The organism is Rhodococcus sp. ACPA1 (genome assembly GCF_002300195.1).
Taxonomy (GTDB): Bacteria; Actinomycetota; Actinomycetes; order Mycobacteriales; family Mycobacteriaceae; genus Rhodococcus_F; species Rhodococcus_F opacus.
This window is the reverse complement of record NZ_NSDX01000015.1, coordinates 252,982-264,360: the sequence shown is the minus strand read 5'-3', so window position 1 is coordinate 264,360 and position 11,379 is coordinate 252,982. Positions and strand designations below refer to the sequence as shown.

General features: G+C 66.8%; 8 protein-coding genes and 1 pseudogene. 3 read left to right on the top strand and 6 right to left on the bottom strand.

Going from position 1 to position 11,379, the window contains the following annotated elements; translation table 11 throughout:
- Positions 1–41: 41 nt before the first annotated feature.
- On the top strand, positions 42–923 hold the full coding sequence (locus tag CJ177_RS45835) for a universal stress protein (RefSeq protein ID WP_061699389.1): 882 nt from the start codon (positions 42–44) through the stop codon (positions 921–923).
- Positions 924–935: 12 nt separating this feature from the next.
- Here the strand turns inward: CJ177_RS45835 and CJ177_RS45830 are convergent, their stop codons facing one another.
- Positions 936–3,269 (bottom strand): heavy metal translocating P-type ATPase, encoded by a 2,334-nt coding sequence (locus tag CJ177_RS45830; RefSeq protein WP_061699388.1) that lies wholly within the window; start codon positions 3,267–3,269, stop codon positions 936–938.
- Positions 3,270–3,473: 204 nt separating this feature from the next.
- On the opposite strand from CJ177_RS45830, the pseudogene CJ177_RS45825 reads away from it, so the two are divergent.
- Both CJ177_RS45825 and CJ177_RS49280 read left to right on the top strand, forming a co-directional pair.
- Positions 3,474–5,528, top strand: a pseudogene (locus CJ177_RS45825) (cation-translocating P-type ATPase); the annotation flags it as partial.
- 172 nt (positions 5,529–5,700) lie between these two features.
- Positions 5,701–6,219, top strand: coding sequence for a cation-translocating P-type ATPase C-terminal domain-containing protein (locus CJ177_RS49280; RefSeq protein ID WP_306453433.1), 519 nt, complete (start codon positions 5,701–5,703; stop codon positions 6,217–6,219).
- Positions 6,220–6,233: 14 nt separating this feature from the next.
- Here the strand turns inward: CJ177_RS49280 and CJ177_RS45820 are convergent, their stop codons facing one another.
- The 5 genes from CJ177_RS45820 to acsA are packed head-to-tail and all read right to left on the bottom strand — an operon-like array spanning position 6,234 to position 11,378.
- Positions 6,234–6,482: an acyl carrier protein gene (locus CJ177_RS45820; protein ID WP_061699387.1), complete on the bottom strand. Its 249-nt coding sequence runs from the start codon at positions 6,480–6,482 to the stop codon at positions 6,234–6,236.
- An 8-nt stretch (positions 6,483–6,490) separates the two neighbouring features.
- Positions 6,491–7,627, bottom strand: coding sequence for a dihydrolipoamide acetyltransferase family protein (locus tag CJ177_RS45815; RefSeq protein ID WP_061699386.1), 1,137 nt, complete (start codon positions 7,625–7,627; stop codon positions 6,491–6,493).
- Positions 7,628–7,642: 15 nt separating this feature from the next.
- A complete protein-coding gene (locus CJ177_RS45810; protein ID WP_061699385.1) occupies positions 7,643–8,617 on the bottom strand; it encodes an alpha-ketoacid dehydrogenase subunit beta in 975 nt (324 codons plus the stop codon).
- A complete protein-coding gene (pdhA, locus tag CJ177_RS45805) occupies positions 8,614–9,612 on the bottom strand; it encodes a pyruvate dehydrogenase (acetyl-transferring) E1 component subunit alpha (RefSeq protein ID WP_061699384.1) in 999 nt (332 codons plus the stop codon). The genes CJ177_RS45810 and pdhA overlap by 4 nt, the downstream gene beginning before the upstream one ends.
- Positions 9,609–11,378, bottom strand: coding sequence for an acetate--CoA ligase (acsA, locus tag CJ177_RS45800; RefSeq protein WP_061699383.1), 1,770 nt, complete (start codon positions 11,376–11,378; stop codon positions 9,609–9,611). Before acsA ends, pdhA begins: the two co-directional genes overlap by 4 nt.
- Position 11,379 lies beyond the last annotated feature (1 nt).

Here is an 11,379-nt window from a genome sequence, read left to right as displayed (position 1 = left end):
TAGCGGCATTTTCTGCCGCGCGCTTCCTGGAGGAGAACACCATGACCGCCCGCCGCCCGATCGTTGTCGGAACAGACGGTTCACCGTCGTCCCTCCAGGCCGTCGCGTGGGCCGCGCAGGAGGCGGCGTTGCGTAATGCCCCACTGTCGGTGGTCTCGACCACGTTCGTGCCCGGCGCCTACGGTGTCCCGATCGGCATGCCGGAGAGTTTCTTCGACGACGAGGAACGCAACGGGAAGAACCGGCTGGCCGCCGCCGCGGAGATCGCCGCCCGAGCGGTACCGGGACATTCCCTCGACATTCACACCACCCTCTGCACCGGAACGCCGGCCGGTGAACTCCTCGAAAGATCGAAATCCGCCGCGATGGTCGTCGTCGGCTCGAACCGCCAGGGAATCATCGAGCGCGGCTTCCTGGGATCGGTCAGCGCCGCGGTCGCCACCCACGCACCGTGCCCGGTGGCGGTCATCCGCGGGCTTCCCGATACCGAGGTCACCCGACTCGAGGGGCCCGTCGTCGTGGGCGTGGACGGGTCGGCACACAGCGAGCCCGCCATTTCGCTGGCGTTCGAGGAGGCCGCCCTGCGGCAGTGCGAACTGGTGGCCGTTCACGCCTGGTCCGACGTCGACCTCCCCGTGCACCACGAGGGCGGCAGCGTCTCCGGGTGGAAGCAGGTCGTCACCCAGGAAACGGCCCTCCTGTCGGAGAGTCTCGCCGGCCGGGCCGAGGATTTCCCGGACGTCAAGGTTCGGACGATGGTCGTGATGGACCGACCGGTGCGCAACCTGCGCGAACAAGCCGACAACGCGCGACTTCTCGTCGTGGGTAGCCGCGGACGCGGCGGCTTCACCAGTATGTTGTTGGGATCCACGAGCAGGGCCTTGATGCACTCCGTCCGCTGCCCGATCCTCGTCGTCCGGTAGTGCCGACGGCTGTCAGTGCTCGTCGTCGACTCTCGGGGCGAGGGCGAAGTAGTCCTCTTCCTCCTGGGCGAAATGCAAACGCAGCACCGCGTACAGCCCGTACAGGCAGGCGAGAAGGTCGTCACGCTGATCCGGGCGGACTTCGCCGTGTGCCTCGACCGCGCCGAGGTGAGTTCCCAGGCGCCGGCTGAGTCGATCGATCTCCGCATGAGCCCTACTCATCGGGGCGGTGGCTTCCGCCGTTCCGAAGGCGTCCGCCAGCGCGGGATACAGTTGGGTCTCCTCGGCACGTTCATGGGGCAGGACCTGCTCCACCAGGACGGTGTGTGCTCTACGCACCGCCGCCAGTGTCTCGGTTCCGGGTTCGGCGGTCACCCGCTCTGCAGCGTCACGTATCAGAGCCAGCGCTCCCCGCAGATCGTCGTGCTCACGATCGAAACGCTGCAACAGCAGGCCGGTTTCTCGCGTCACCGTCAGTTCGGAGGAGCGGCCGCCTCGAAGGGCGCGCAGGGCGTTGAGGATGACCGCCACATCGATTCCTTCCTGCAGCAGGGCGCCGGCCGCGGGAGCGATCCAGCCGAACGCCGCGCCGATCATCGCCAACAGCGACAGCGTCATGCCGATGCCGGCACTCTGGATCGCGATCCGCCTCGACCGTCGTGCGATCTCCATCGCGTCCGCCAACCGGGCGAGGTGATCGGTCGTCAGCACGATATCGGCAGCCTCCGAACTGGCCGTGGCTCCCCGCGCCCCCATCGCCACTCCGACCGACGCCGCCGCCAAGGCGGGGGCGTCGTTGATCCCGTCGCCCACCATGATCGTGACAGCTTTGAGCTTCTCGGCCTGCACTGCCGCCACCTTGTCCACGGGAGTGTGCTCCGCGAGCACGGCGTCGAGTCCGACGATGGATCCGATTTCGAGGGCGGGCGCCCGGCGGTCTCCGGTCAGCATGATCAGTCGGTCCAGTCCGGCTGCCCGCAATCGCCGCAATGTGCGAGGTGCGTCTCGACGAAGCGGATCCCGCAGCAGGATCGCCCCTACCAGTGCGTCGTCGACCTGTACCCAGGCCACCGCCGCGCCGTCCAGCGCCGATCGCGTCGATACGGCCTCCGCCCAGTCCGGCAACACGCCGTGATCCGAACCGACCTTCACCGCACGACCGTTCACGATGCCGGTGACCCCGGTTCCCGCCTGCTCGCTGACATCGGTGGGCAGGGGAAGCGGACAGCCCCGAGCCCTCGCGAAGCGGACGATCGACTCGGCGAGAACATGGGGTGACAGCTGGTCGACGGCTGCGGCGAGTTGGAGTACCTCGTCGGGATTGTGGCCGGGAGCGGTTGCGACGTCGAGTCCGGATGGCCTGCCGGTCGTCAGGGTTCCCGTCTTGTCCATCACCAGGGTCCGAGCTCGCCCGAGTGTTTCCAGTGCTCCACCACCGCGGATGACGACACCGATCCGTGAGGCGCGGGACAACCCCGACACGATGGCGACAGGGGCGGCGAGCAGCAACGGACACGGGGTCGCGACCACGAGAACTGCGACCGCGCGCACGGCTGAACCGCTCAGCCACCATGCGACGGACGACACCAGGAGGGTCAGGGGAAGGAACCAGACGGCGAAGCGGTCCGCGATCCGTACGATCGGTGCCTTGTCGGCAGCGGCCTCCTGCGCCAGCCGGACGATGCCCGAATAGGTGCTGTCCGCGGCGCTCGCGGTGGCGCGCAGCTCGATCGTCGATCCGACGTTCACCACCCCACTGCGCACCGACTCCCCGACCTGTCGTTCGACGTGGAGCGACTCCCCGGTGAGCGCGGACTCGTCGAGGACGGCCGATCGGTCGGCGACGACGACGCCGTCGACGGGGACAACCTCTCCGGAGGCGACGACCAGCAGATCGGTGGGCTCGACCTCGTCCAAGGGGACGAGGACGACGTCTTGGCCGATCCGTTTGTGTGCTCGTCGTGGTGCGTGTTCGAGGAGGGCGCGCAGATCGCGTGACGCGCGCCGCTCCGCCGCGGATTCGAGCGTGCGCCCCGTCGCGAGCATGAACCCGATGAGGGCACCTGCCAGATACTCGCCGACCGCGAGTGTGCCCGCGAGGGCGAGCACGGCGATGAGGTCGACACCAGCTGTGCGCTGAAGGAGCGACACGACGACCCAGCCCACAGCGGGCACCAGGGACACCACCGTGCCGATCGCCCAACACGCGTCCGCGACGCCCGGCCGACCGAGCGAAGTGGCCACCACGCCGGACACGAGCGCCACCGACGTGACTGCGAGCAGGGTGGGTGCCAACAGCCTCGTGAGGCGCGCATTCCACGTTTCGCGGGTTCGTGTGTCGTGCATAGGCCTTCCCTCGTCGAGGGCCGACGCGTGAGGACGCGTGTCTCCATCGTCGCAGCCCGGACCCGGTTCGCGCTGCGTGCGACCGCAAGAGAGGACCAAGGTCCCTTTCCCCGTAACCGTCGATGGCGCACCGTCGGAGAAGAACCCCGCCGGGCCCGTCCCACGTGATCCGTACCGGAACGGCCCGACGACCAGGAGCGCGCGATGGTGACGGCGACGAAGACAGCTCGCGTGGACCCTCAGGAGTCGACCGACCGGCTATTGCGTGACCTCCGCACCAGACGGGATGGACTGTCACGGAGGGAAGCGGAACGACGAACACTCGTCTACGGGACCAATGAACTGATTCGGCATCGCGGTCGCACCTGGCCCCGGCAGTTACTGCGGCAATTCACGCATCCGTTGGCGCTGCTCTTGTGGATGGCTGCCGTTCTCGCCGTCTTCAGCGGCTCGGCGCCGCTGGGTGTCGCGATTGTCATCGTGATCCTGCTCAACGCCGCCTTCGCGTTCGTGCAGGAACGACACGCCGAGCGGGCGGTCGAAGCATTGGCGGCGTTTCTGCCGACCAGGGCGCGCGTCGCCCGCCAGGGAACGACGGAGACGGTCGATCTGCGGTCACTGGTGCCGGGTGACGTGATCTTCCTGTCCGAAGGCGACCGGGTGTCTGCCGATGCGCGACTTCTGTCGGGATCGGTCGAGGTCGACCTGTCGACACTCACCGGCGAGTCCGTGCCGGTTCTGATCCGATTCGACGCCGGGTCGACCACGGGACCGTTGATCGAGGCGCCGGACATCGTCTTCAGCGGCACCAATGTGGTGGGCGGCGATGCCACCGCGGTGGTGTTCGCGACAGGAATGCACACCGAACTCGGACGCATCGCGGCGTTGTCACAACGCGTCGGCCACGAGGAAAGCCCCCTCGAGAAACAGGTGAAGCGCGTGGCCTGGCTGATCGCGGCGGTTGCGGTGGCGATGGGTCTGGCGTTCATCCCGCTGGGGACGCTGATGGCGGGATTGTCGCTCGACGATTCGATCAACTTCGCCATCGGCCTGCTCGTCGCGAACGTGCCCGAGGGGTTGCTGCCCACCATCACGTTGGCTCTCGCGGTGGGCGTGCGCACACTCGCCCGGCAGGGCGCCCTCGTCAAACGTCTGTCGGCCGTGGAGACGCTCGGTTCCACCAGCGTCATCTGCACCGACAAGACCGGCACCCTGACGATGAACCGGATGCGTACCACCAAGTTGTGGACCCCGGACGGTGTCGTGACGTTCGACGGCGCCGTCGCCGTTCCGGCACCAGAGACTCCGGCAGGCCGGACGGCCCGGGCGATCGTCGCGTGCTGTAGTACGGAGATCCGCATCTCGAGTACCGGTGCCGAATCCGGTGATCCGACGGAGGTGGCATTGCTGCACGCAGCGCTGTCCTTGGGAGCCGCGACAGAAGACGCTGACGGAATCCGGTTGTCGCAGTTCCATTTCGACCCGGTGCTGCGCCGGATGTCCACCGTCGATCGTATCGGCGACACGCTGCACGTCCATGCCAAGGGAGCACCCGAAGTGATCTTCGATCGGTGTACCCGAATCGCCGGTCCGGCTGGTGTGGACACGGCCTTCACCGGTTCCGATCGGGAGTTCACCGCGAATCTCGTACGCGACTGGGCTCGCGAAGGTTTGCGTGTGCTTGCCGTCGCCGAGCGCGACATCGACGCGGGCACTCGCCCGGGACTGACGCGGGAAGAGGCGGAGAGCGATCTCACCCTCCTCGGAATCGCGGCAATGCTCGATCCTCCGCGTCCGGAAGTAGCGGCGGCCGTCGCCAGGTGTCATTCCGCGGGAATTCGGATCATCGTCGTCACCGGTGATCACGGCCTCACCGCGCGAGGGATCGCACAGAGCGTGGGGATCGGGCACGCAGGTCTGCGAGTCGTCACCGGCTCGGAACTCGAGCAGATGCCGGAAGCCGATCTCGACAGGTTGCTCGCCACCGACGTCGAACTCATCTTCGCGCGCAGTTCACCAGAGGCGAAGTTGCGGATCACCGACGCCTTGCGCGACAGCGGGCAGGTCGTCGCGATGACAGGTGACGGGGTCAACGACGCTCCGGCGTTGCGTCGTTCCGATATCGGTGTGGCGATGGGTAAGTCGGGCACCGATGTCGCGCGGGAGGCCGCGACGATGGTCCTCACCGATGACAATTTTGCGACCATCGTCAGCGCCGTCGAGGCGGGACGGAGGGTCTACGACAACGTCCGCAAGTTCATTGTCTACATTTTCGCGCACGCCACCCCCGAGGTGGTGCCGTTCCTCGTCTACGCACTGTCCGGCGGACAGGTTCCCCTCCCTCTCACGGTGATGCAGATTCTCGCCATCGATTTGGGCCGAGACCTTACCGGCGCTGGCGTTGGGCCGAGAGAAGGCCGAACCGGGCCTGATGGATCGGCGTCCACGCAAGCGCACCCAGAACGTGGTCGACAGGGGGATCCTCGTCCGGTCGTGGGGCCTGCTGGGAGGTGTGTCGGCAGTATTGGTGATGACGCTCTTCTTCGCGACACTTCTCGAAGGTGGCTGGTATCTGGGTGCCGATGTGGGCGCCGGAAGCCTGCACCACACCTGGCAATCGGCGACGACGATGAGCTTCCTGGGCATCGTCGCCTGTCAGATCGGGACCGCGTTCGCCTCGCGCACCGAACACGCGGCACTCACCGAGGTGGGGATCGCCTCCAATCCGCTGCTGCTGTGGGGAATCGCCTTCGAGGTGTGTTTCGCCGCGCTGGTCGTCACCGTCCCGGCGCTTCGACTCGTCTTCGGAACTGTGACTCCGTCATGGCATCAGGTGCTGTGGCTCCTTCCCCTGCCGTTCGTCGTCTGGGGGTGTGACGAACTGTGGCGGTGGCACCGGCGACGGACACCCCGCAGTACCGCGGCCCGATTGCCCGCCGGGATCGCGTAGTAGTCACTCGCCCGTCAGGCGTGGGTGCGCGAGGCAATGTATTCGACGATGTCCTCCACGGTCACCAGCGTTGCGTAGTCGGATTCCGGGATATCGACGCCGAACACGGCGTGCAGGCGCACCAGGAAGTTCAGCCAGTCCATCGAGTCCAGATCGACCTGGTCGCGTAACGGCACGTCCGGGGACAGTTCCTCGTCCTCGATCTCCGGGGCGATATCCCGCAATGCGTGTATGACTCTCGAGTCGATCGTCTCGCTGTTCATCGTCGTCCTCACCACCTGTCCGGCTGTTGAAGCAGTTCGCTGATTCTGGTCAGGAACTGTGCACCCCGTGTTCCGTCGCTGGCACGATGATCGGCGGCGAGGGTCGCTGTCACGACCGTCGCGACCTGCAGATCTCCGTCGAACACCCAGGGGCGTTCACTGGGCCTCCCGAAACCCACCAGCGCCACCTGCGGCGGATAGATCACCCCGAAAACCGAGGTGACCCCGCGTTCCCCGAGGTTCGTCACGGTCAACGTCGGGTCCGACATCTCGGAGCTGCGCAGCGAACCGGCACGGGCGCGGGTCACCAGGTCGCCGAGTTCCACCATCAGCTGGGAGAGGGGTTTGTCGGCGGTGTCGTGGATCGCGGGAGCGACCAGACCTCCGTCTCTCAGCGAGATCGCCACCCCGAGGTGGATGTGGGGTGCCGGCCGGAACTCGCCGTCCACCCAGTACCCGTTGAGGTCCGGGAACTGCTGGGCAGCGAGCGCTACCGCCTTGAGTTGCACAGCGGCGAGGAGGACTCGTTCGGTGATCGGTCGGGCGGCATTCTCGGTGCGCAACCACTTCGTCGCCGTCCGCAGTGGAATCTCGTCCATCAGGTAGTAATGCGGGATGTCCCGCTTGGAGCGGCTCATGGACGCGGCGATGGCGCTGCGCATGTCGCGGGTCTTGGCCTCGGCCGGTCCGTGCTCGATGCCGTGGGCTGCCGCCCGCTGGACGTCGTCGAGTGTGACCGCAGCGTCCGCGCCTGTCCCGGTGACACCGGCGAGATCGATTCCCGCTCTTTCCGCTTCCTTGCGCGCCCTGGGCGAGACCTTGCGTCGCGGTGCGGGTTCCCCTGCGGGGGTGGCCGCGGTGGTGCCGGGCACCCCATCGGCCGTGGGCCGCTCCGGTGGAGGTGATTCTCCGGGATTCAGCAGGGTCGCCAACGGGGTTCCGACCGACACGGTCGTTCCGGGCTCGACGAGCAGCCGGTGAACGGTGCCGCTCTGCCAGATCTCCACGTCTACGGCCGCTTTCACGGTGTCGACCGTCGCTATCGCCTGACCGCGCTCGACCTCGTCACCGGGTTTGACCAACCAGTCCGTCAACGTTCCTTCGTCCATGTCGGCGCCCAGGGAAGGCAGCGTGAAATCAAACATGGTTATGCCTCGTTCCTACCGATCGCCGATCACATTCCACGCCGTGGACACAATGGTCTCGACTTGGGGAAGGGTCGCGTATTCGAGATGCTTGGCGTAGGGCACCGGGACCTCGGCGCTGCACACGCGGCGAGGTGGCGCGTCGAGTTCGTAGAACTCGCGTTCGACGATCTGCGCCATCACTTCCCCCGCGAGGCTGCCGGTACGCCAACCCTCGTCGACCACCACGGCACGGTGTGTCCTCCGGATCGACGCAGCGATGGTGGCCGTGTCGAGGGGTCGCAGCACCCGAAGGTCGATGACCTCGGCGGCGATTCCCTTCTCCGCCAGGACGTCGGCGGCGGCGAGGACCTTGGGCAGCGAACCCCCGTACGTGATCAGGCTGATGTGGCTTCCCTCCCGGCGCACCGCCGCCGAGTCGATGTCCACCGGGACGGGCCCCTCGAGGTCTTCCGATGAGTTGTACAGCTGGGTGTGTTCGAAGATGATCACCGGATCGGGGTCCGCGAGGGCGGGTCGGAGCATGCCGCGCGCGTCCGCCACCGTCGCGGGCGCCAGGACCCGGATGCCGGGGATGTGGGCATACCAGTTCTCGAGGCTGTGCGAATGTTGTGCGGCGAGTTGCCTGCCCGCGCCGGTCGCCATGCGCACCACCACGGGGACGGAGAATTGTCCGCCCGACATGTGCCGGAGCGACGCCGCGGTGTTCACGATCTGGTCGAGCGCGAGCAGGCTGAAGTTGACGGTCATCACCTCGATGATCGGGCGCATCCCGCCCACGGCCGCCCCGATTCCCACTCCCACGAAACCCAACTCCGAGAGCGGGGTGTCGCGGATCCGCTCGTCCCCGAACTCGGCGAGCAAACCCTTGGACACCGCGTACGTGCCGCCGTAGCGTCCGACGTCCTCACCCATGAGGAACACCCGCGGATCGGAGTGCATTGCCTCACGGATCGCTTCCCGCATCGCGTCCCGGTAGGTGATCTTCACGACGCCTCCTCTGTTCGCTCCGGTGTGAGTACGTCGCGCAGGAGGTCCCCGGGTGCTTCCCAGGTGCCTGCCTCGGCGAAGTCGACCGCGGCATCGACCTCCGACATGACGCGGTCGTCGATGCGGAGAAACTCTTCCTCCGAGAACAGCCCTAGCGCCTTGAGCCGTGCCGAGAAGGTGTGAATCGGGCCCCGCTCCTTCCAGGACTCCACCTCCGCCTTGTCGCGATACAGCTCCGGGTCGAACATCGAATGGGCACGAAATCGGTACGTCTGGAATTCGATGAAGAAGGGGCCTCCGGTCGTGCGGACGTGCGCGGCGCCGGAGCGGGCCGCGTGCAGGGTGGCAATCACATCCATGCCGTCCGCCTTGAGCGTCGGCACGTCGAACGACGCGGCTTTGACACACAGATCCGTTTGCGATTCCGAGCGGGACAGGGCCGTTCCCATGGCGTACAGGTTGTTCTCGCAGCAGAACAGCACCGGCAACTGCCACAGCGATGCGAGATTCATGGTCTCGTGAAAAGCGCCCTCCGCCATTGCGCCCTCGCCGAAGAAGCAGGCCGTCACCCGGCGCTTGCCCTGCATCTTGTCGGCCATCGCCAGACCGGCCGCGAGTGGCAGACCGCCGGCGACGATCGCATTGCCCCCGTAGAACCGGGTGGCGGCGTCGAACAGATGCATCGATCCGCCTCGACCCCTCGAACAGCCTTCGCGTTTCCCGAACATCTCGGCCATGATCGAGTTCATCGGGACACCGTGCACCAGCGCGTGGCCGTGTTCGCGGTAGGTGGCGACCACCGCGTCGCCCGGAGACAGCGCGTGCAGGGCCCCGACCGCGACCGCTTCCTCCCCCACGTACAGGTGCAGGAAGCCGCGGATCTTCTGGGCGCCGTATAGTTCTGCCGCCTTCTCCTCGAAGCGTCGGATGCGCAGCATGTCCGTCAGCAACTCGACCGCGAACGCCTTGTCGTAGGGAAAGTCCGGGGCAGTCATCCGCCCACCTCCAAAGTCGATGTGTCCCCCTCGGGCAGACCGAGTTCGCGCGCCTTCAGCAGCCTGCGCATGATCTTGCCGCTCCGCGTGTGCGGGAGAACGTCCACGAACTCGATCTCCTTGGGAGCGACCGAGGCGCCGAGCTTCTTGCGGGAGTACCCGAGAAGCTCACGGCGCAGGGCGTCGTCGGCGTTCCAGCCCGTCTTCACCGACACGAATGCCTTCACCACTGCCCCCACGATCGGGTCCGGCTTACCGATGACTCCCGCTTCGGCGACCGCGGGATGCTCCATGAGGACGTTCTCCACCTCGAACGGACCGATGAGGTGGCCCGCCGATTTGATGACGTCGTCCGCCCGGCCCACGAACCGGTAGTAGCCGTCCGCGTCGCGCTTGGCCAGGTCGCCGGTCAGGTACCAGTCGCCGGCGAATGCACGCCGGTACCGGTCGTCGTTGTGCAGGTAACCGCGGAACATCGACGGCCAGCCTCGCCGTATCGCGAGTTCCCCCTCCACGTTTGGCGTTTCGACGGGTGCGATCCCGCCGTCCTCCGTGCGCCGGACGATGGCGGCGTCGATACCCGGAAGGGGTCGTCCCATCGAGCCGGGTTTGATGGCGAAACCGGGTGTGTTGGCGATCATGATGCCGCCGGTCTCGGTCTGCCACCAGTTGTCGTGGATGGGCCGCCCGAGGACGTCCCGTCCCCACAACACCGCGTCGGGGTTGAGTGGTTCGCCGACGCTGGCGATGAATCGCAGGTGCGGGTGGGAGTACTTGTGCGCCAGCTCCGGACCGGACTTCATCAGCATGCGGATCGCGGTCGGCGCGGTGTACCAGACCGTGACGGCCTGCTCTTCGAGGATGCGGTACCACCGTTCGGCGTCGAATTCGTTGCTGTCGACGATCGACGTCACGCCGTGCAGCAGCGGTGTGATCACCCCGTACGACGTGCCGGTGACCCAGCCCGGATCGGCCGTGCACCAGAACACGTCCGACGAATGCAGGTCCAGGGCGTACAAGCCGGTTGCATAATGCGTGGCCACGGCGCCGTGGACGTGGACCGCACCCTTCGGGGTACCGGTCGTTCCACTCGTGAAATGCAGCAGGGCCACGTCGTCGGCGGAGGTCGGGGTGATGTCGCAGTCCCCGTCGGCTGCCGCCATCATGCTGTGGAAGTCGAGCGTGTCCGCGACGTCGGTGATCGAACCGGAATCCCCCACCAGCAGAACGTGGCGCAGGGAGGGCAACGAGCCGCGGATCTTCTCCACCCGCCGCCGATACAGCTGCTCGGTGGTCACCAGGACCTGGGCGCCGCCGAGCCGAATTCTCGTGGCCAACGGCTCGGGGCCGAAGGCGGAGAACAACGGCGACACGACGCTTCCGTTGCGCAACGCGCCGAGGATGCTGACGTACAACTCCGGGATGCGACCGGTGAACACGAAGACGGGGTCGCCCTTCCCGACGCCGAGTCCGCGCAGCACGTCGGTGAACTTGCGGACTCGATGCGCGAATTCTCCGAAGGTCACCTCGGTGGTGGGTAGCTCGCCGACACCCTTGCTCGGACCCACGAACCGGAAAGCGACCTTGTCTCGCTGCGGCCCGCAGTCGTGGCGGTCGACGGCGTAGTAGGCGATGTTGCAGCCACCGGGGGCAGGACCGAGTTGACGCTCGATATCGGACCACGAAAATCGGGTGCGTTCACCGTCGTAGTCGGTGAAGTTCGTTGACGCCCCACTGGTGGATGGCGATGCGGGAAGAATTGTCATG